Here is a 20029-nt window from a genome sequence, read left to right on the forward strand (position 1 = left end):
CCGGGGAGAGGCCTGACACCCGCTCCGTCGGACACGATCTGTCGGCCACTGCCGGCAGATCGTGTCGGTGCGCGTCAGGTCAGCGCCTGATGGCTGGTGTGGTGCTCCTTGTCATAGCGTTGCAGCAGACAGCGATAGACATTGACCAGAACCTCCTCTCTGAAGGTCGCCGGCGGGGTCAGGTCAGCGATCTCGCGCCGGTAATGATCGATGCGTGCGTCGAGATTCATTTCATCGATTGCAACGTCGTTATCGTTCTGATGCTTGTGCATGATTCGGCCTGCTTGTCGTGCGTGAAGTGGATGCGAGCGCGGGGACGGTCATTGCCGTTCCGTGCCGGCTGAGCGGCCCGCTCTAGGCAGCAAAATACGTGCCTTTCTGGTCTTCATGAGCGACATCCGTATCTGCCTGACTGCGAGGGCGTTGTCGAGCGCCCCAGTGGTGCCGCCATACGCGGCATGAGAACGGTTGTGCGCGAACGGGTCGTGGTGCAATGGGTCGTTCACCGTCTTCACATTGCTGCCGTGCGACGCGAGTGTCAGAATCTGACGACCTGTTGCCAATGCTGCCCGTCGTCTTGTTCTATCAGTCCTTGAGTGCGAGATGGGGGCTGGCGCGGCTGCTCGTACGCTACCGCAGATGCGTGTGTCAGGTGCGTCTTCTTTTCCGATATTCGTAGTTGCGGTCTGGCCCTTGTATTGCAATGTCGACTGCACGCAGACAGGGGTGATGCCGACATTTCGGGCCGTGCGCCGCCGTAGCCACTGCCACTGGCCACACCCCGTGATCTTTACCACGAAAAGAATCGCGCCGCCAGATCGATCAGAGGTCTTGAGCCATTATGTACGAGCATTTCTATGCCCTCGGGGCCGATCCGTTTCGCTTGAGCCCGGATCATCGTTTCTGTTTCACCCACAGGAACTACGCCCGTGCGCGCTCTTATATCGATTATGCGCTGCACCGTGGCGAGGGCTTCGTCATGATCACCGGTCGACCGGGGACAGGCAAGACCACGCTGATCAATGACCTGCTCGATCGTCTGCCGACACAGGAGGTGTCCGTCTCCATGTTGGTCAGCACCCAGCTGGCCGCCGAGGATCTGCTGCGGATGACCGCCCACGGTTTCGGGTTGAGTGCCGGCGCCCCGCGCAAGGCGGATGTGTTGCAGGGACTGATGGCGTTCCTCGAGCGCCAGCACCAGGCCGGGCGGCGTGCCCTGCTGATCATCGACGAGGCGCAGGACCTGGCTGCCTCGGCGCTCGAGGAGCTGCGGCTGCTGACCAATCTGCAGCGCCAGGGGCGTCCGCTGCTGCAGATCGTGTTGGTCGGTCAGGAGCGGCTGCGCGAGCTGGTCCAGGGGCCGGATATGGAGCAGGTCCATCAGCGCCTGGTTGCGGCCTGGCATCTCGAGCCGCTGGGACCGGTCGAAACCTTGGCCTATGTCCGCCACCGCTTGGAGAAGGGGGGGTGGCACGGTGACCCGGAGTTCGCGCCCGGGGTGCTGCGTACCGTCTTTGAGTTCAGCGGTGGGGTGCCGCGGCGGATCAACCTGATCTGCAGCCGGTTGCTGCTGCACGGCTTCATCGAGGAGCGCCGCCTGATCAGCGCCGAGGATGCCGAGGGGGTGCTCGATGAGTTGCAGCAGGAGTCGCTGACCGGCGCGTCACCGGAGATCGAGGTCGATTGGGACGCGCTCGACCAGGGATTGAGCGCGTCGCCCGACCTTGCTCCGGTGATCGCCGAGACGCCGCGGCCTGGGGAGGCTCCGCCGTCACAGATGTCTCCGCCACCGTTGGTCGATGACGCCCCGTCCGCAAGCCAGGCCGCCGAGCCGGTGTTCGAGCTCGACGAGGCGGTCGACGGCGAGGTGCCGCCATCCGATGACGAGTTCCCGTTGCGTGAGGCGGTGTTGCTGCCCGAGGAGCTCGATGAGCTCGTCACCGAGCCGGCGGTCGCCCCTGGACGGCGTCGCTCGCCCGCCCGCTGGGTCGTCGGCGGCAGTGTCCTGGCCGCCAGCTGTCTGCTCGGTGCCTTCTATCTGCTCCAGCCGCAGCAGACCGTCGAGTTGGGGCGAGCGACCTTCGCGTGGGTGGCGCGATCGCTGCACGAGCTGAGGGTCGAGGTGATGCCCCCCGCCGCCGACGATCGGGTCGCCGGCCTCTCGCCGGCCGATGAGCCGCCACCGGTCGCGCCCGAGGCGCTATCGCCTGTCGAGACGATGCCGGCTGCTGTGGTGGTTGAGTCCGGGCTGGTAGCCGAGGAGTCGTCTGTGGCGCCACGACCGGCGCCGATCGAGCCCGAGCCCGAGCCTAACGAGCCTCGCGCACGCGCTCAGTCTCGTCCTGCGGTCGCAGTGGCCGACGCAGTCGGGTCAAGTGTGACCGCCGCCGATCAGGCGCTGCCGGTGGGGCGAGCGACCGCGGATGGGTCCATGGCGGTCTCCACCGAGGTCAGCGATGAGCCTCCGGTGCTCAGGGTGGCCGATCTCCGCTCGGTGGCGCCGTCTCCGTCGACCGCTGCCGCCGCTGTATCGGCCGTTGACAGCTCCGCGGCGGTGCGCGAGGTGTCGCGTGGGCCCTGGCCGGAGCCGCTCCAGGTGGTGTTCGGGTGGAACAGCACCGAGGTCGAGGGGCGTTTCGCCGGGCGGCTCGATGTGCTGATCGAGGCGTATCGATCGCGTGATGATCTCGGCATCGAGATCGTCGGTTATTCCGACGCCCTCGGCGATCCCGCCTACAATCTCGACCTGTCGCGGCGTCGTGCACAGGCGGTTGCCGATTATCTGGTCGCCGGCGGTCTCGCCCCTGATCGATTGCGGGTCGAGGGCCGAGGTCCGGTCGAACCGGAGGCGTTGGAGGGGCAGTCGGCCGAGGCGGCCGGGTCGCGCGGTCGCATGGTCGAGCTCACCCCCTATGCGCCGGAGAGGGTGGAGATGGATGAGGAGAACGGATGAGCGTGCCCACCATCAGCTATGCGGCGGCGCTGATCGCCTATCTGGTGCTGACCCTGCTGCTGGCCACTGCGTGGCGTGGGCGCCTGTTGGGGCTGTTTGCGCTGGTGGCGAGCATGGCCGGCGTCTGCTGGGCGGCGATCGTGTTGGCGATGACGCATGGTCTGCTGCCTGCGGGGCAGTGGTCGGCGGTGGCCGAGCTGATCCGCAGTGGTGCCTGGTTCATCTTCCTGTCGCGGGTGCTGGTGGCCGAGCACGATCCGAGTCAGCTGCGTTTCTGGGCGCAGGCACCGTGGTGGGTGATCAGCGGTGGCGCGCTGCTCACCCTGGGGGTGCCGTTGCTCGAGGTCCCGCTCGGCCTCGACGGCGCCCAGGTGATCAATGCGATGCTGCTCGGCTGGGTGCTGTGGTCGATCTTCGGTCTGGTATTGCTCGAGCAGATCTTCCGCAATCGCCGCCCCGAGCAGCGCTGGGGCATCAAGCACCTGTGTCTCGGGCTCGGGGCGGTGTTCGCCTTCGACCTGTACTTCTTCTCCGATGCCCTGTTGCTGCATCGGGTTGATCCCGTGCTGTGGCAGGCGCGCGGCCTAGTGCACGCCTTGGTGGTGCCGTTGGTCGCGGTCTCGGCGGCGCGTAATCCGAGCTGGTCGCTGGAGGTGCACGTCTCGCGTCACGCGGTGTTCCACTCCGCCACGCTGACCGCCGCCGGGCTCTATCTGCTGGCGATGGCCGCCGCCGGCTACTACATCCGCTATTTCGGCGGCGCCTGGGGGGCGGTGCTGCAGATCACCTTCCTGTTCGCGGCCCTGCTGTTTCTGCTGGCGGTGCTGTTCTCGGGGCAGCTGCGCGCGCGCCTACGGGTCCTGCTCAGCAAGCACTTCTTCAGCTTCAAGTACGACTATCGCGAGGAATGGCTGGGCTTCACCACGGCACTGTCGCGTCCCGGCGTGGCGTTGCCGGAGGCGGTGATCTCGGCGCTCGGCGGGATCGTCAACAGCCCGGGCGGGATGCTTTGGGTGAAAGGTGAGCACGGCGCGTTCGAGTTCTGTGCCCAGAGCCATTTGGGTGAGTCGCAGGCGCAGATCCTCGCTGCCGACGCGCCGATGATCACCTTCCTGGCGCGCAGCGGCTGGGTGGTCGATCTCGAGGAGTATCGCCGCCACCCGGAGCGCTACCAGGGCTTCTCGGCGCCGTCCTGGCTCGCGTCGCTGGCCGATGCCTGGTTGATCATCCCATTGCTGCATCGCGAGTCGCTGTGCGGCTTCGTGGTGCTGGCCCGCCCGGGAGGCGCCGGGGCGCTCAACTGGGAGGACCGCTCACTGTTGCGCACCGCGGGGCGTCAGGCGGCGACCCATGTCGCTCAGCACCTGGCCGACCAGGCGCTGATCAGGGCGCGTCAGTTCGAGGCGTTCAGCCAGCTCTCGGCCTATGTCGCTCATGACCTCAAGAACCTGCTCGCCCAGCAGTCCCTGCTGGTCTCCAATGCCGAGCGTCATCGCGACAATCCTGCCTTTTTCGATGATGTCATCCGTACCGTGCGCAGCTCGGTCGAGCGCATGACCCGGTTGATGGAGCAGTTGCGCGATGGTGTGCGCGGCGAGGCGCCGCAGCGACTGAGTCTGGCGCCCTTGCTGGAGGAGTTGGTGCGCGGGCGTGGCGGGCATGCCCCGGTGCCGGTGTTCGAGGCGCCGCTATCGTCGCCCTGTGTGTGTGCCGATCGCGAGCGTTTGCTGACTGTGTTCGGTCATTTGGTGCAAAATGCACAGGAAGCGACCACGCCGGAAGGGCGCGTGGTGGTTCGTCTGTTCGCAGAGGGCCGATTCGCGATCGTCGAGATCGAGGATGATGGCGTCGGCATGTCGCAGGAATTCGTCCGCGAGCGGCTGTTCAGGCCCTTCGACTCGACCAAGGGCTTGACCGGCATGGGGATCGGCGCATTCGAGAGCCGCGAGTTCATCCGGCTGCTCGGCGGTGATCTTTTGGTGTGTAGTCAGCCGGGGGAGGGTACGCTGTTTCGTGTATGCTTGCCGCTGGATGGCGAGTTACAGCAGGAGGAGCGCGTGCACGCCGGGCATCATGGAGTGGCCTCATGAAGGGCTCGGAGAAGTGTCTGTTGGTCGTCGAGGACGACCCAGGGCTGCAGAGCCAGCTGCGCTGGTGCTTTGATGGTTTCGAGGTGGTGCTCGCCGGTGATCGGCGTGAGGCGCTGGCGCAGTTGCGTCGCCACCGTCCCAGCGTGGTCACCCTGGACCTTGGCCTGCCGCCCGACCCCGGCGGGGTGAGCGAGGGGCTCGCGCTGCTCGAGGAGATCGTCGCGCTGGCCCCACAGACCAAGGTCGTGGTGGTCACCGGCAACGATGATCGCAGTCATGCGCTCAAGGCGATCAGCCTCGGGGCCTACGACTTCTATCTCAAGCCGATCGACGCCGAGACCCTCAACCTGGTGGTCGAGCGTGGCCATCGGCTGCATGCGCTCGAGACCGAGAATCTCCGCCTGCAGCACAGCCAGATGGACTCGCCGCTGCGCGGCATCATCGCCAGCAGCACGCCGATGCTCGAGGTCTGTCGTGCGGTCGAGAAGGTCGCGCCGACCGACGTCACCACCCTGATCCTCGGCGAGAGCGGGACCGGCAAGGAGCTGTTCGCCCGCGCCCTGCACGAGATGGGGCCGCGCGCCTCGGGCCGGCTGGTGGCGATCAACTGTGCCGCCATCCCCGAGAACCTGCTCGAGAGCGAACTGTTCGGCTACGAGAAGGGCGCCTTCACCGGCGCGGTCAAGCAGACCCGAGGCAAGATCGAGTACGCCGATGGCGGCACCCTGTTTCTCGACGAGATCGGCGACCTGTCGCAGCCGCTGCAGGCGAAGCTGCTGCGTTTTCTGCAGGAGCGGGTGATCGAGCGGGTCGGTGGTCGTCAGGAGATCCCCGTCGACCTGCGGGTGATCTGCGCGACCCATCGCGATCTGCGGGCACAGATCGCCGAGGGCAGTTTTCGCGAGGACCTTTTCTATCGGGTCAGCGAGGTGACCATCACCCTGCCGCCGCTGCGCGATCGCGAGGGTGATCTGCTGGTGCTGGCGCGCGCCTTTCTCGAGCGCTACAACCGTGAGTACGCCAAGACGGTGCGTGGTTTCACCAAGGATGCGCTGGCGGCGATGGAGACCTATGCGTGGTCGGGCAATGTGCGCGAACTCGAGAGTCGGGTCAGGCGGGCGGTGATCATGGCCGATGGGCAGCAGTTGACACCTGCCGATCTCGAGCTGGCGCCCGCCGGCGCCGAGCCGGTCCTGCCGCTGAACCTGCAGCAGGTCCGTGAACAGGCCGAGACTCGGGCGATCCGTCAGGCGCTTGCCCGGGTCGACGGCAATATCACTCAGGCTGCGCGGTTGCTGGGCGTGACCCGTCCGACCCTGTACGGCCTGCTCGATAAGTATGGGCTCAAGGAATGAGGTCGTGGCGACCTTCAGGCACTGTGATCGTGTTTACACGATTGGTGCTTGGTGCTTTGTCCTCGTGGTTTGCGCCACATCTATGCAACGCATGGCGGAGTACGGACGCGGCGCTCGGCGAAGATCATGAACAAGCCGCGCCCGGCCTCGCCGGGCGCGGTATCGGACCAGGGCTGGTCCCTGGAGCTTGGTTACAGGGGGAACACTGTTGAGCGCGTATCTTGGATCGATCGACGGCGCCTGGTCGCGGTTGTGCATGGGCGCGGCACTGGTGCTGCTGGCCGGTTGTTCTGGCTCCGGCAAGGACCTGCCGCCGGTCCCGCCGGAGCAGCGCGAGCTGGCGGTACAGCAGGGATACTTCTACGAGATCGCTCCGGGCGATTCGGTCAGCATCTTCGTTTGGGGCCTCAACGACCTCTCGGGAACGGTCCCCGTGCGCCCCGACGGCATGCTCACCACGCCGCTGATCGAGGACATGCCGGCGAGCGGCAAGACCCCGTCGCAGCTTGCCCGCGATCTCGAAAAGGAATATGCGGTCTATGTCCGCTCGCCGATCGTTACCGTGATCGTCAAGGGCTTCGTCGGACTGCCCTCGCAGCAGGTGCGGGTCATCGGCGAGGCGATGGCGCCAGCCGCGGTGCCGTTTCGCAAGCACATGACCCTGCTCGACCTGATGATCGCCGTCGGCGGACTGACCGATTTCGCCGCCGGCAACAAATCGGTGCTGGTGCGCTACTACGGTGGCGAGCGCCAGGAGTACTCGGTACGGCTGGATGATCTCATTCGCGATGGTGAAATCGCGGAGAACGTGAGCTTGCTCCCGGGCGATATCCTGATCATCCCCGAAGCTTGGTTCTGAAGCCGTGCAACAGCCCGGCGTGATGCAGGTTTAGACTGAAAGAGGACGGCGATGCACGAACTCCTGGCCCAACTGTTCGGCTACGCGCGCGGCATGTGGCGTTACCGCTGGCTCGCGCTCGTCGTCGCCTGGGCGATTGCGATCGCCGGATGGACCATCGTCTCGCGTATCCCCGATGAGTATCGCTCCTCGGCGCGGGTGTTCGTCGACACCAACAGTGTGCTGCGGCCTCTGCTGCGTGGTCTGACCATCCAGCCGGATCTGGTGCAGCGCGTGGCGCTGATGAGCCGAATGCTGCTGAGCCGACCGAATCTGGAAAAGATCATCCGCATGAGCGATCTGGATCTGAAGCTGCGCACCGAGGCCGAGCGCGAGCGGCTGATCAGCGATCTCGGCAACAAGATCAAGATCCGTGGCGATCGCTCCAACCCCTCGCTCTACACCATCTCCTTCGAGGATCGCGATCCCCAGAGCGCCAAGCTGGTGGTGCAGTCGCTGGTGTCGATCTTCATCGAGGAGGCGCTGGTGAGCGATCAGCGCGCCACCTCCAACGCCCAGGACTTCCTCGATCAGGAAATCGAGGAGTACGAGGCACGGTTGCGTGACTCCGAGCACCGTCTCGCCGATTTCAAGCGTCGCTATGCCGGGTTGCTGTCGGGAGATATCGGCAGTTACTACTCCAACCTCCAAGCGGCGCAGAAGGAGCTCAAGGACGCCGAGCTGACCCTGCAGGAGGCCAAGCGGCGTCGTGATCAGCTCCAGCAGCAGATCGAGACCCAGGAGCAGGCGCTGGAGAACGCCGAGGCGCTGGTTCCGCAATTGCCCGATGATCCGCGCATCGCTGCGCTGCAGACCAAGCTCGACGAGCTGCTGCTGCGCTACACCGAACGCCACCCCGATGTCATCGAGCTGCGCCGATTGATCCGCGAGATCCGCTCGCGTCAGCAGCAGCGCAACGAGATCACCGGTAGCTCGCTGATGGCCACCACGGTACAGGCCGACAGCCTCTATGGCAGCCTGCGCATGGCGCTCAGTCAGGCCGATGCACAGGTGGCGGCACTGCAGGCGCGGGTCGATGATCATGGCCAGCGGGTGCGTGACCTCGATCAGAAGATCGACACCATCCCCGAGATCGAGGCGGAGCTGACCCAGCTCACCCGTAACTACAAGACGATCGTCGCCCAGCATGCCGAGTTGCTCGAGCGGCGTGAATCGGCGCGGCTCTCGAGCGAGGTCGAGAAGACCGCCGAGGGGGTCAAGTTCCGCGTCATCGATCCACCAGTGGCGCCGCTCAAGCCCTCGGCGCCGAACCGGCTGCTGCTCGCCAGCGGCGTGTTGCTGGTCGCCCTCGGTGGCGGTCTGCTCGCCGCCCTGGCGATGGATCTGGTTCGTCCCGTGTTCGACGATCGGCGGCTGCTCTATCGTGCCACTGGTCTGCCGGTGCTCGGCACCGTGGCCCTGGTGCGCTCGCCCACCGAGCGCAGACGTGAACGGGTCATGCTGATCCCGTTCTTCGCGATGACCGTGGGGCTTGCGGTCGCCTTCATCTTAGTTGTCTCCGGTCTGCCGCTGTTGCAGTCTCTCATCTAGTCCGACACACGGACATGCAGGGGGTATCCTTGTGAGTACCATCGAAAAGGCCATTGCCAAGATCGGTCGCCAGGGCGCAGCGGAGCCTGGCGTTGCCGATTCGTCCACCGGTTGGGCGACGTCCGCAGGGAGGCAGGGGCACGTATCGGAGGGAGCCATCACCGACCCGGGACGGGTCCAGCACCTGGCGCTCGAGCGTCTGCGTGCCCAGGGCTTGCTGACCCCAGATGCCAAGCGCTCACAGCTGGCCGAGGAGTACCGGCTGATCAAGCGTCCGCTGCTGATGAATGTCGACAAGAAGGGTGCCGACATCGTCGACAACGCCAACATGATCATGGTCACCAGCGCCCTGCCGGGCGAGGGCAAGACCTTCTCGGCGATCAACCTGGCGATGAGCATCGCCATGGAGCGCGATCGCACGGTGCTGCTGGTCGATGGTGACGTGGCCAAGCCGACCGCGGCCAAGCGCCTGGGGATCGAGGCCGAGCTGGGGTTGACCGATCTGCTCGACGGTAGCTGCGACTCGGTGGCCGACGTACTCGTGCATGCCGATGTGGCCAACATGCGCATCCTGCCGGCCGGGCGTCGTCACGAGCGTGCCACCGAGCTGCTGGCCAGCGAACGGATGAGCATGGTCATGGCCGAGCTCTCGACCCGCTACAGTGATCGTGTGGTGATCTTCGACTCACCGCCGCTGCTGCTGGCCAGCGAGAGCGCGGTACTGGCCGAGATGATGGGGCAGGTGATCATGGTGGTGGCTGCCGAGCAGACGGGGCAGCACGCGGTCAACGAGGGGTTGGCGCGACTCGGCGAGGACAAGATCATCGGGTTGCTGCTCAACAAGTACCGCCCCGGGCTCGGCAATCGCTATGGCACCGGTTACCGATATGGTTATGGATACGGATACGGTTATGGACAAGCGCCAACGGCGGACGAATCGGCGGCCCAGCCCGGCGTCTGACCCGGGTCCGTGCTGTCGGGGAGTGGAGTCATGCTGAAGCCCGCGCGGCATCGTCATCTGGTGTCGTTGTGCCTGTGTGCGACCGCGCCCCTGATCTGGGGCGCCGCCTGGGGCGCGGACTGGCGGCTGTCGCGTCAGCTCAGCGTCAACGGGGTCTATACCGACAACCTCTCGCTCTCCGAGGAGGATCAGGGCAGCGACTTCTATGTCGAGCTGACCCCGGGCTTCGTGGTCTCAGGCAAGGGAGGGCGCGCGGAACTCGATCTCGCCTATTCGCTGCAGTACCTCAACTATCTCAGTTCGGACAGCGGCGACCGGGCCAATCACCGCCTGCAGGGCAACGGCCGGGTCGAGCTGCTCAGGGAGCGGCTGTTCGTCGATGCCAAGACGACTGCGCGCCAGGAGTTGATCGACCCACTTGGTCCGACCAGCGGCGATGCCACCAACCGCTCCGATAACCTCCAGACCAGTTACACCTACGAGATCTCGCCTTCTTATTACGAGCGCTTCGGTCGTCGTGCGGAGCTGACCGCGCGCTTCTCCAACAACGGGGTCTTCTACTCCGACGAGGGCAGTGACAGCATCGGCTACGATGGCTCGATCGAGCTGCGCAGTGGTCCGGCCTTCGGCACCACCAACTGGGCCCTGTTGATCTCTTCCGAGCAGATCGACTACCAGGACGACGAGGTGCCCTCGGATACCTATTCCGATGCCAGCTTTCTGCTCGGCAACCAGCTCTCGCGGCGCTGGCGCCTCGACGCCACGCTGCTCTACGAGGACAACGACTACACCTCGCGTGATGGCACCAGTGGGGCCGGTTGGGAGCTGTCGACCACCTGGACGCCGACGCCTCGGACCTCGCTGCGGGTCGGTGTCGGTCACCGCTATTTCGGCATGACGCCGGTGCTCGACTTCTCCCATCGCAGCAAGCGCTCGATGTGGCGCGCGAGCTATGCTCGCGATGTCTCCAGTGCGCGGGGCGATCGTCTCGATTCGGAGGTCTTCGCGTTCGAGGACGTCTTCGGCGATCCGACCGTCCCCGAGGTGACCGCACCCTTCGAGGTCACCGACGACACCGCGGCACCGACCACCGGAACCTATATCAGCAACACCTTCGAGACCAGCTACACCCTGCAGACCCGACGCAGCACCCTGGGGGCCTCGCTCGGCTATGTGCTGCGCGAGTACGAGGCCACCGCGGAGGATCAGTCGACGATGCGCGCCCGGCTGTTCTGGAGTCGGCAACTCTCCGGCCTGACCCGCTCCAACCTCACCCTCGGCTGGAGCCGGAGCGAGCTCGACCAGACCAGCGTGACCGATGGCAGTGACGAGCGCGACGAATACACCCTCGATGCCGGACTGAGCCGGCGCGTCGGCACCAACACCCGGGTGGCGCTGCAGTATCGGTTGAGCAGCTCCGATGACATCACCGAGAACCGCGTGACCCTGGGCCTGGTCACCAGCTGGTCGGACTGAACGTGCTGGATGCCGTCCCGTCCCCATCCCTTCGCATGCGTCCGGCGCCGGAGCGGCGTCCGGGGCAGAGTCCTGTCGCGAGTCCGTCAGCCATGCTGAACGCCATGACCATCGACGTGGAGGATTACTTCCAGGTCTCCGCCTTCGAGCGTCACATCGCTCGCACCGACTGGGAGCAGATCCCCTGCCGGATCGAGCGCAACATGGATCGAATCCTCGAGCTGCTCGAGCGTCATGCCACCCGCGCGACCTTCTTCACCCTCGGCTGGATCGCCGAGCGCCATCCCCGGGTGGTGCGCGAGCTGGTCGCCGCCGGGCACGAGCTGGCCTGTCATGGGTTGGCCCATGTGCGCGTCACCCAGCAGACGCCGACGTCCTTTCGCGAGGATGTGCGCCGCAGCAAGGCGCTGCTCGAGGACATCGGCGGGGTCGAGGTCCGTGGCTATCGCGCGGCCAGCTACTCGATCGATCGCGACAACCAGCGCTGGGCGCACGAGACGCTGTACGACTGCGGCTACCGCTACAGCTCCAGCGTCTACCCGGTACGTCATGATCTCTACGGCATCCCCGAGGCGCCGCGCTTTGCCTACCGACCGCTCGCCGGGGTCGAGGACTTCGTCGAGATCCCGATCACCACCAGCACGCTCCTCGGGCGCCGCCTGCCCAGTGGCGGCGGTGGTTTCTTCAGACTCTATCCCTACGCGCTCTCGCGCCAGGCGATCCGGCGGATCAACCGTCGCGAGGGCGCCGCCGCGATCTTCTACTTCCACCCCTGGGAGATCGACCCCGACCAGCCCCGTGTCGGCGGTCTCCCGCCGCGTACCCGGGTGCGTCACTATCTCAACCTGGCACGCACCGAGGCGCGGCTCGAGCGCCTGCTCCAGGATTTTCACTGGGGACGCATGGACCAGGTCTTTCTCGAACCGCAAGGAGTGTCTGTTCGCCGATGATGGACTCGCCATCGACCGCCCCCGCCGACCCGGACACGTCAACCGCCGCAATCCGTATCGCCCGACTCGAGACGGACGCCGATCTCGCCCGCTGGGACGCCTTCGTCGACCGTCACCCCGAGGCGACCTTCTTCCACCGTGCCGGCTGGAAGCAGGTGCTCGAGCAGGGGCTCGGTCATCGTGCGCCCTTCCTGTACGCCGAGCGTGACGGCGAGCTGTGCGGCATCCTGCCGCTCGGCGAGATCCGCAGCCTGTTGTTCGGGCGCGCGCTGATCTCCACCCCTTTTTGTGTCTACGGCGGCGCGGTCGCCGACGACCCGGAGGTCCGCGGGCTGCTCGAGGCCGAGGCCTGCCGGCTCGCCGAGACCGCCGGGGTGGGGCACCTGGAGCTGCGCGAGCGCGAGCCGCATCACCCGGAGTGGCCGGGCAAGGCGCTCTATGCCACCTTCCGTCGAGCGATCGATCCCGACCCCGAGCGCAACCTGCAACAGATCCCGCGCAAGCAGCGGGCGATGGTGCGCAAGGGGATCAAGGCGGGGCTGTCGAGCCGCTTCGACGAGGGCGTCGATGCTCTCTATCGGGTCTACAGCGAGAGCGTGCGCAACCTCGGCACCCCGGTGTTCCCGCGTCGTTATTTTCGCGTGCTCAAGCAGGTCTTCGGCGATGATTGCGAGGTGCTGCTGGTCGAGCACCAGGGCGCGCTGGTCTCCGGGGTGATGAGCTTTCGCTTCCGCGACGAGGTGCTGCCCTACTATGGCGGCGGCACCCAGGCGGCGCGCGCGCTCAAGGCCAACGACTTCATGTACTGGGAGGTGATGCGCCGGGCCTGCGTCGACGGCGCGCGTACCTTCGACTTCGGGCGCAGCAAGCGCGGCACCGGGGCCTTCGACTTCAAGCGCAACTGGGGCTTCGAGCCCGAGCCGCTGCACTATGCCTATCGGCTGGTGCGTGCCAGCGAGCTGCCCGACGTCAACCCGCTCAACCCCAAGTATCGGCTCTTCATCGCGGCCTGGAAGCGGCTGCCGCTGCCGCTGAGCCAGCTCATCGGCCCGCTGCTGGCCAGGAATCTCGGCTGAGGATCACACCCGGACATGGATGATCTGCTGTTTCTGGTCCACCGCATCCCCTATCCACCGAACAAGGGCGACAAGATCCGTTCCTTTCACCTGCTGCGCTTCCTCAGCGAGCACTATCGGGTGCACCTGGCGACCTTCATCGACCAGCCCGAGGACCGCGTCCATCGCGCGCGTGTCGCCGAGTGCTGCGCGAGCAGCTGGTTCGGTACCCTCGATCCGCGCCGCGACAAGCTCCTGAGCCTGCGCGGGCTGCTCGGCGGCGAGCCGTTGACGCTTACCTATTACCGCGATCGCGCGCTGCGGCGCTGGCTGCGCGAGACTCGCGCGCGTCATGCCATCGGTCGCGTGCTCGCCTTCTCCTCATCGATGGGCCAGTACCTGTTCGATCCGGCCTGCGCCGATCTGCGCCGGGTGATCGACCTGGTCGATGTCGACTCGGAGAAATGGCGCCAGTACGCCGCCGAGAGTCCGCCGCCGATGCGCTGGGTCTATGCCCGCGAGGCGCGGCGACTGGGCGCGTTCGAGCGTCGCCTGGCCACCGCCTGTGATGCCTCGACGCTGGTCTCCGAGGCCGAGGCGGCGCTCTTTCGTGAGCGGCTCGATGACGCCTCGGCGCGGGTCGAGGTGGTCGGCAATGGTGTCGACACCGCGCACTTCGCCGTGGCTCCCGGGACGCCATCGCCCTATCCGGACCTCGCCCCCAGGCTGGTCTTCACCGGCGCCATGGACTACTGGGCCAATGCCCAGGGCGCGGCCTGGTTCGCCGAGCAGGTGCTGCCGCGGATCCGCGCACGTCGGGCCGATGCCGAGTTCTGGGTGGTGGGGATGAATCCGACCCGCGCGGTGCGCCAGCTCGGGCGGCTGCCCGGCGTGGTGGTCACCGGCGCGGTGCCCGACGTGCGACCCTATCTGCAACATGCCGCCGCGGCAGTGGTGCCGCTGCACATCGCCCGCGGTATCCAGAACAAGGTGCTCGAGGCGATGGCGATGGCGCGTCCGGTCATCGCCACCCCGCAGGCGCTGGAGGGGATCCCGGCGGCCCCGGGGCGCGAGGCCCGGGTGGCCGAGGCAGTCGAGCCCTTCGCCGCCGAGTGTCTCGCCGCGCTGGCGACGTCCGATGACCCGATGGGCGCACAGGGTCGGGCGCTGGTCGAGCGCCATTTCGCCTGGGAGGCGACCCTGCCCAGGCTGGTCGAGCTGTTGGAGGGTGGATCATGAGTCGAGTCGACTGGTTGTCCCGACCGCTCTCGCCGCGGGCGCGGCTGATCTGGCTTGCGCTGCTGCTGCTCGTGCTGCTCGCCGCCTTCTGGCCGACGGTTGCCGGGATGATCGAGATCTGGACGCGCTCGGAGACCTTCACCCACGGCTTCCTGGTGCTGCCGGCGGTGTTGTTCATGATCTGGCGCGAGCGCGCCGGGCTGCGCGAGGTGGTGCTGCGCGGCGAGCCGCTGGCGCTGCTGGCGATCGCCGCCGGGGGGCTGGTGTGGCTGCTGGCGCGGCTCACCGAGGTGGCGGTGATCGAGCAGCTGGCGCTGGTCGGGCTGAGCTGGGCGCTGATCGGGCTGGTGCTCGGCCGGACGATGCTGTGGCGTCTGGCCTTTCCGCTCGCCTTCCTGCTGTTTGCGGTGCCCATGGGCGAGGGGTTGATCTACCCGCTGATGGAGTTCACCGCTGCCTTCACCGTCAACCTGCTGCGCCTGACCGGCATCCCGGTGTTCTGGGACGGCACCTTCTTCAGCATCCCCAGCGGTGACTGGTCGGTGGTGGAGGGCTGCAGCGGGGTGCGCTATCTGATCGCCTCGCTCTTCCTCGGGGTGATCTACGCCTATCTCAGCTATCGCTCGCCCTGGCGCCGGCTTGCCTTCATCGTCCTGGCGGCGGTGGTGCCGCTGCTCGCCAACGGGTTGCGCGCCTATCTGATCGTGATCATCGCCCACCTCAGCGACATGCGCCTGGCCGTCGGCGTCGATCACCTGATCTACGGCTGGGTGTTCTTCGGGCTGGTGATGTTCGTGCTCTTTCTCATCGGCGGGCTGTGGCGCGAGCCGCCGCGCGCCGAGCCAGAGACGCCGACGGTGTCCTCCACCGCCGATCGGCGGGGCGCGCGGCGGCGTGGCGGACACGCGCTGCCCGCGCTCGGGCTGGCGTTGCTGCTCGCCTGGCCGGCGCTCGCCGCCGACCTCGAGCGCCCGCGCGCGATTCAGCCGCTCGCGCTCGCGCCGCTCGCGGCCCCCGCCGACTGGACGACGGGCGCGGCCTTCACCGAGTGGCGCCCGACCTATCTCGGCGCGAGCGCCACCCTGGAGCAGGTCTTCGTCCGCGATGGCGAGCCCGTCGGGTTCTATCTCGCCGGTTATGCCGGCGAGGGCGGCGAGCTGGTCAACTCGCAGAACGTGCTGGTCGCGCAGAAGCACCCGAGGTGGAAGATGCCGCAGCAGGCGCCGCGTCGCGAGGACCTTGCCGGTGGCTCGCTGGGGCTGATCGAGTCGCGGGTACGGACCCCCGAGCAGACCCTGCTGGTGTGGCACTGGTACTGGATCGACGGCGCGCATCTCGCCAACGACTACCTGGCCAAGCTCCATGAGGCGCTGGCGCTGCTCCAGGGGCGCGGGCGTCACGAGGCCGGGGTGGTGATCTACACCCCGCTCGGACTCGATCCGCAGGCCGCGCGCGCGCGGTTGCGTGCCCTGGCCGAGCCATTGCGCCCCGCGCTCGACGCCCTGCTCGAGGCCCCCAGTCGTCCCGCCGCCGGAGTCCATGATGGCCGAGAATAATCCGCCGCTGATCGTCCATGTCATCCACCGGCTCGCCGTCGGCGGGCTGGAGAACGGACTGGTCAACCTGATCAACCGCACCCCGGAGGGGCGCTATCGTCATGCGATCCTCGCCCTCGAGGGCGTGGATCCTGACTTCCGCGCGCGCATCGAGCGACCGGTCGAGGTCCACGACCTCGCCAAGCGCCCGGGGCAGGACCTCGGGCTCTATCTGCGGATGTGGCGCGCGCTGCGGCGGCTGCGCCCGGCGATCGTCCATACCCGTAACCTCGCCACCCTGGAGATGCAGCTCCCGGCGCGATTGGCCGGGGTGGCGCACCGCGTCCACGGCGAGCACGGGCGTGACGTCCACGACCTCGACAACACCCGCCGCCGGTATCGCTGGCTGCGCCGTGCCTTCCGTCCGCTGGTCGAGGCCTACATCCCGCTCTCGCGCGAGCTGGCCGAGTATCTGCGCGAGGATATCGGGGTCGCGCCCGAACGCATCCACACCATCCGCAACGGGGTCGACGAGCAGCGCTTCCGCCCCGCGCGGCCCGACGAGGAGGCGCGCGCGGTCCTGCCCGCGGGCTTCGCCGGACCGGATGACCTCGTCATCGGCACCGTCGGGCGGCTCGAGCCGGTGAAGGATCAGGCCACCCTGGTGCGTGCCTTCATCGCCCTGGTGCGCGAGGACCCGGCGCGCGGCGCGCGGTTGCGGCTGGTGCTGATCGGCGACGGCTCGCAGCGCACCCGGCTCGGCGCCCTGGTCGATGCCGCCGGGCTCGGCGCCCAGGTGTGGTTCGCCGGCAGTCGCGACGATGTGCCGGCCTGTCTGCGCGCGCTCGATCTGTTCGTGCTGCCCTCGCTCGGCGAGGGCATCTCCAACACCATCCTCGAGGCGATGGCCTCGGGGCTGGCGGTGGTGGCGACCGAGGTCGGCGGCAACGGCGAGCTGGTGGTGGCCGGGGAGACCGGCGCCCTGGTGCCGCGCGACGACACCCAGGCACTTGCCGCCGCGCTGCGGGGCTATCTCGCCGACCCGGCGCTGGCGCGTACCCAGGGCGCGGCGGCGCGCTCGCGAATCGAGGCCGAGTTCGGCCTCGGCACCATGGTCGCGCGTTATCTCGAGGTCTATGACGGGCTCCTCGCGGGGCCGGGGGAGTAGGACAGTCCATCATGTGCGGAATCGCAGGCATCTTCGATACCCGGGGACCGGGGCCGATCGACCCCGAGCTGCTCGGGCGGATGAACGAGGCGCAGCATCATCGCGGCCCGGACGACGGCGGGGTCCACATCGAGCCCGGGGTGGGGCTGGCGCACCGACGTCTGTCGATCATCGACCTCTCCGGCGGGCATCAGCCGCTGTTCAACGAGGACGAGACCGTCGCCGTGGTGTTCAACGGCGAGATCTACAACTTCCAGGAACTGGCCGCCGAGCTGCGCGCCGCCGGGCACCGCTTCCGCACCCACAGCGACACCGAGGTGATCGTCCATGCCTGGGAGGCCTGGGGCGAGGCCTGTGTCGAGCGCTTTCGCGGCATGTTCGCCTTCGCCATCTGGGATCGCGGACGCGAGACCCTGTTCCTCGCCCGTGACCGGCTCGGCATCAAGCCGCTGCACTACGCGCTGCTCGACGACGGCCGGCTGCTGTTCGGCTCCGAGCTGAAGGCGCTGCTGGTCGACCCGACGCTGCCGCGCGCGCTCGACCCCCAGGCGATCGAGGAATACTTCGGCTTCGGCTATATCCCCGATCCACGCACCATCTTCGGCGCGGTGCGCAAGCTCGAACCCGGTCATACCCTGACCCTGCGCCGGGGCCGCACGGTGCCGCCGCAGCCGCGCCGCTACTGGGACCTGGATTTCGCCGACAACGGCGTGCGCGATCTCGACGGCGCCGGCGAGGAGCTCATCGAGCGGCTGCGCGAGGCGGTGCGTATCCGTCTGATCTCCGAGGTGCCGCTCGGTGCCTTCCTCTCCGGCGGGGTCGACTCCAGCGCGGTGGTGGCGATGATGGCCGGGCTCTCCGAGCAGCCGGTCAACACCTGCTCGATCTCCTTCGGCGATCCGCGCTACAACGAGTCGCGCTATGCCGAGCAGGTGGCCGGGCGCTTCGCCACCCGGCACCTGGTCGAATCGGTCGACCCCGACGATTTCGCCCTGCTCGAACGGCTCTCGGCGCTCTACGACGAGCCCTATGCCGACAGCTCGGCGCTGCCGACCTATCGTGTCTGCGAGCTGGCGCGCAAGCGCGTGACCGTCTGTCTCTCCGGTGACGGCGGCGACGAGAGCCTCGCCGGCTATCGCCGCTATCGCTGGCATCTCTACGAGGAACGGCTGCGGCGGTTGTTGCCGCAGGGGATGCGCGGGCCGCTGTTCGGGCTGCTCGGGCGGGTCTATCCCAAGGCCGACTGGGCGCCCAAGGTGCTGCGCGCCAAGTCGACCTTCCAGGCGCTGGCGCGCGACTCGCTCGAGGGCTATTTCGAGAGCGTCTCGATCCTTGGCGACGGGCTGCGTCAGTCGCTGTTCTCGGCCGATTTCAGGCGCGAGTTACAGGGCTATCGCGCCGTCGAGGTGCTGCGTCGTCATGCCGAACGCGCCCCTGATCATCCGCTCTCGCGGGTGCAGTATCTCGACCTCAAGACCTATCTCCCCGGCGACATCCTCACCAAGGTCGATCGCGCCAGCATGGCCCACGGGCTGGAGGTGCGGGTGCCGATCCTCGACCACCAGCTGCTCGAGTGGAGCGCCGGGCTCGCCCCCGGCCTCAAGCTCTCCGGGCGCGAGGGCAAGTATGTGTTCAAGCGCGCGCTCGAGCGCCATCTCGACCCGGAGATCCTCTATCGTCCGAAGATGGGCTTCGCGGTGCCGCTCTCGGCCTGGTTCCGCGGGCCGCTGCGCGAGCAGGTGCGCGAGACCCTGCTCGGCGACCGGCTCGCCGACACCGGGCTGTTCGACAGCAAGCAGCTCGCCTGGATCGTCGACCAGCATCAGTCGGGGATGCGCGAGTTCAGTCCGGCGATCTGGAGTCTGTTCATGTTCGCCGCATTCCACCGGCGGGTGATCGACGGCGAGGGCTGAGGGAGATCCCGGTCGGCCATCGCCGGTGGGACAAGGAAGAGAGGAGGGAGGCTGGTGCGCGAGGGGGGACTTGAACCCCCACGGATTGCTCCACTGGAACCTAAATCCAGCGCGTCTACCAATTCCGCCACCCGCGCAAGCGCATCATTCTATACCGAATCCACCGCGAGATTAAACGGGCGCCGATCGCCATCGGCGCCCGTGTCGTTCAGGGCGTGACCGTGGTCAGGCCGACGCTCACCCAGTCCTGCATCCCGCCGCGATACCACTTGAGCTTGTGCAGCGGATAGCCGATCTCGACCAGGTTCTTGATGTTGGCGGTCGACTGCGGGCACCAGATGCCGTTGCAGAACAGCACCAGGGTCTTGGCCTCGCCGAAGTCCCAGCCGCCCCCGGCCAGTGGTTCGGCGGCGAAGGTGTCGGCCAACACGTGGTGGAAGGTGTCGGCCTCGGTGGGGGTCTCGAAGGTGCCGGCGTTGTCGCGGCTGATGGTGTTCCAGGGGATGTTGACCGATCCCGGGATGGTGCCGCGCAGTACCCAGTCCGGGGTGCGCGAGTCGACCACCAGGATGTTGTCGTCGCCCTGCTCGATGCGCTTGAGATAGTCGAGCAGCTCCAGCTCGCCGATGGTCTCGACGCCGGGGACGGCGACCATCGGCTGGACGCAGAAGGGCGGGCAGCCGCGATCTGTCTTCTGGAACGCCTCGGGCAGGGTCGCGTCGCGGTCGTGACCGCGGGCGATGGTGACGCTCTCGCCCTGGTGGGTGACGGTGACCGATTCGATCTCGGGGGAGATCCGGTTCTCGGCGGCCGGTGCGGCGGTGGCGACGCCGAGCGCGCCGGTCAGCGCGACCAGGATCAGGGTGCTGTTCGCGTGCATGGAGG

General features: G+C 67.4%; 15 protein-coding genes and 1 tRNA gene. 13 read left to right on the top strand and 3 right to left on the bottom strand.

Annotated elements, in window-relative coordinates; translation table 11 throughout:
* Positions 1 to 74: 74 nt before the first annotated feature.
* Positions 75 to 272 (bottom strand): hypothetical protein, encoded by a 198-nt coding sequence (locus tag EDC29_RS11265; protein ID WP_132229879.1) that lies wholly within the window; start codon positions 270 to 272, stop codon positions 75 to 77.
* Between the two features lie 569 nt (positions 273 to 841).
* On the opposite strand from EDC29_RS11265, the gene EDC29_RS11270 reads away from it, so the two are divergent.
* The 13 genes from EDC29_RS11270 to EDC29_RS11330 all read left to right on the top strand — a co-directional run bounded on the left by EDC29_RS11270 (position 842) and on the right by EDC29_RS11330 (position 19144).
* Positions 842 to 2953, top strand: a complete 2112-nt coding sequence (locus tag EDC29_RS11270; protein WP_132229881.1) for an AAA family ATPase — start codon at positions 842 to 844, stop codon at positions 2951 to 2953.
* On the top strand, positions 2950 to 5043 hold the full coding sequence (gene prsK, locus EDC29_RS11275; RefSeq protein WP_132229883.1) for an XrtA/PEP-CTERM system histidine kinase PrsK: 2094 nt from the start codon (positions 2950 to 2952) through the stop codon (positions 5041 to 5043). The genes EDC29_RS11270 and prsK overlap by 4 nt, the downstream gene beginning before the upstream one ends.
* Positions 5040 to 6398, top strand: a complete 1359-nt coding sequence (gene prsR, locus EDC29_RS11280) for a PEP-CTERM-box response regulator transcription factor (RefSeq protein ID WP_123142499.1) — start codon at positions 5040 to 5042, stop codon at positions 6396 to 6398. Before prsK ends, prsR begins: the two co-directional genes overlap by 4 nt.
* A gap of 256 nt (positions 6399 to 6654) precedes the next feature.
* Positions 6655 to 7257, top strand: a complete 603-nt coding sequence (locus EDC29_RS11285) for an XrtA/PEP-CTERM system exopolysaccharide export protein (RefSeq protein WP_062277964.1) — start codon at positions 6655 to 6657, stop codon at positions 7255 to 7257.
* 51 nt (positions 7258 to 7308) lie between these two features.
* Complete coding sequence (locus EDC29_RS11290) at positions 7309 to 8847, top strand: XrtA system polysaccharide chain length determinant (protein WP_123140325.1); 1539 nt, start codon at positions 7309 to 7311, stop codon at positions 8845 to 8847.
* A 214-nt stretch (positions 8848 to 9061) separates the two neighbouring features.
* Positions 9062 to 9808, top strand: coding sequence for an XrtA-associated tyrosine autokinase (locus EDC29_RS11295; protein WP_242465929.1), 747 nt, complete (start codon positions 9062 to 9064; stop codon positions 9806 to 9808).
* A gap of 30 nt (positions 9809 to 9838) precedes the next feature.
* Positions 9839 to 11284 carry a TIGR03016 family PEP-CTERM system-associated outer membrane protein gene (locus EDC29_RS11300; protein ID WP_123140323.1) on the top strand — a complete coding sequence of 482 codons (1446 nt, stop codon included), beginning with the start codon at positions 9839 to 9841 and terminating at the stop codon, positions 11282 to 11284.
* A gap of 92 nt (positions 11285 to 11376) precedes the next feature.
* Entirely contained in the window at positions 11377 to 12234 is an 858-nt protein-coding gene (locus EDC29_RS11305) for an XrtA system polysaccharide deacetylase (RefSeq protein ID WP_123140322.1), read from the top strand.
* Positions 12231 to 13310, top strand: coding sequence for a FemAB family XrtA/PEP-CTERM system-associated protein (locus EDC29_RS11310; RefSeq protein ID WP_123142497.1), 1080 nt, complete (start codon positions 12231 to 12233; stop codon positions 13308 to 13310). The genes EDC29_RS11305 and EDC29_RS11310 overlap by 4 nt, the downstream gene beginning before the upstream one ends.
* Before the next feature lie 15 nt (positions 13311 to 13325).
* The gene (locus EDC29_RS11315) at positions 13326 to 14528 is read left to right on the top strand and encodes a TIGR03087 family PEP-CTERM/XrtA system glycosyltransferase (RefSeq protein WP_123142496.1); all 1203 of its coding nucleotides are present in this window, start codon (positions 13326 to 13328) and stop codon (positions 14526 to 14528) included.
* Entirely contained in the window at positions 14525 to 16084 is a 1560-nt protein-coding gene (gene xrtA, locus EDC29_RS11320) for an exosortase A (protein WP_132229885.1), read from the top strand. Before EDC29_RS11315 ends, xrtA begins: the two co-directional genes overlap by 4 nt.
* On the top strand, positions 16071 to 17231 hold the full coding sequence (locus EDC29_RS11325; protein ID WP_132229887.1) for a TIGR03088 family PEP-CTERM/XrtA system glycosyltransferase: 1161 nt from the start codon (positions 16071 to 16073) through the stop codon (positions 17229 to 17231). The genes xrtA and EDC29_RS11325 overlap by 14 nt, the downstream gene beginning before the upstream one ends.
* 11 nt (positions 17232 to 17242) lie before the next feature.
* A complete protein-coding gene (locus EDC29_RS11330; protein WP_132229889.1) occupies positions 17243 to 19144 on the top strand; it encodes an XrtA/PEP-CTERM system amidotransferase in 1902 nt (633 codons plus the stop codon).
* A gap of 52 nt (positions 19145 to 19196) precedes the next feature.
* On the opposite strand, the gene EDC29_RS11335 is transcribed toward EDC29_RS11330, so the two are convergent.
* Positions 19197 to 19281: transfer RNA gene (locus tag EDC29_RS11335), tRNA-Leu, on the bottom strand.
* A 71-nt stretch (positions 19282 to 19352) separates the two neighbouring features.
* Complete coding sequence (locus EDC29_RS11340) at positions 19353 to 20024, bottom strand: rhodanese-like domain-containing protein (RefSeq protein WP_132229891.1); 672 nt, start codon at positions 20022 to 20024, stop codon at positions 19353 to 19355.
* Positions 20025 to 20029: the final 5 nt, after the last annotated feature.

This window comes from Marichromatium gracile (assembly GCF_004343155.1).
Classification (GTDB): domain Bacteria; phylum Pseudomonadota; class Gammaproteobacteria; order Chromatiales; family Chromatiaceae; genus Marichromatium; species Marichromatium gracile.

What these genes read in the sequence shown, in the direction of transcription:
- EDC29_RS11325 (WP_132229887.1), top strand. Translation starts at nt 16,071, where the DNA reads ATGGCCGAGAATAATCCGCCGCTGATCGTCCATGTCATCCACCGGCTC.
- xrtA (WP_132229885.1), top strand. Translation starts at nt 14,525, where the DNA reads ATGAGTCGAGTCGACTGGTTGTCCCGACCGCTCTCGCCGCGGGCGCGG.
- EDC29_RS11305 (WP_123140322.1), top strand. Translation starts at nt 11,377, where the DNA reads ATGCTGAACGCCATGACCATCGACGTGGAGGATTACTTCCAGGTCTCC.
- EDC29_RS11270 (WP_132229881.1), top strand. Translation starts at nt 842, where the DNA reads ATGTACGAGCATTTCTATGCCCTCGGGGCCGATCCGTTTCGCTTGAGC.
- EDC29_RS11265 (WP_132229879.1), bottom strand. Translation starts at nt 272, where the DNA reads ATGCACAAGCATCAGAACGATAACGACGTTGCAATCGATGAAATGAAT.
- prsR (WP_123142499.1), top strand. Translation starts at nt 5,040, where the DNA reads ATGAAGGGCTCGGAGAAGTGTCTGTTGGTCGTCGAGGACGACCCAGGG.
- prsK (WP_132229883.1), top strand. Translation starts at nt 2,950, where the DNA reads ATGAGCGTGCCCACCATCAGCTATGCGGCGGCGCTGATCGCCTATCTG.
- EDC29_RS11285 (WP_062277964.1), top strand. Translation starts at nt 6,655, where the DNA reads ATGGGCGCGGCACTGGTGCTGCTGGCCGGTTGTTCTGGCTCCGGCAAG.
- EDC29_RS11310 (WP_123142497.1), top strand. Translation starts at nt 12,231, where the DNA reads ATGATGGACTCGCCATCGACCGCCCCCGCCGACCCGGACACGTCAACC.
- EDC29_RS11300 (WP_123140323.1), top strand. Translation starts at nt 9,839, where the DNA reads ATGCTGAAGCCCGCGCGGCATCGTCATCTGGTGTCGTTGTGCCTGTGT.
- EDC29_RS11340 (WP_132229891.1), bottom strand. Translation starts at nt 20,024, where the DNA reads ATGCACGCGAACAGCACCCTGATCCTGGTCGCGCTGACCGGCGCGCTC.
- EDC29_RS11330 (WP_132229889.1), top strand. Translation starts at nt 17,243, where the DNA reads ATGTGCGGAATCGCAGGCATCTTCGATACCCGGGGACCGGGGCCGATC.
- EDC29_RS11315 (WP_123142496.1), top strand. Translation starts at nt 13,326, where the DNA reads ATGGATGATCTGCTGTTTCTGGTCCACCGCATCCCCTATCCACCGAAC.
- EDC29_RS11290 (WP_123140325.1), top strand. Translation starts at nt 7,309, where the DNA reads ATGCACGAACTCCTGGCCCAACTGTTCGGCTACGCGCGCGGCATGTGG.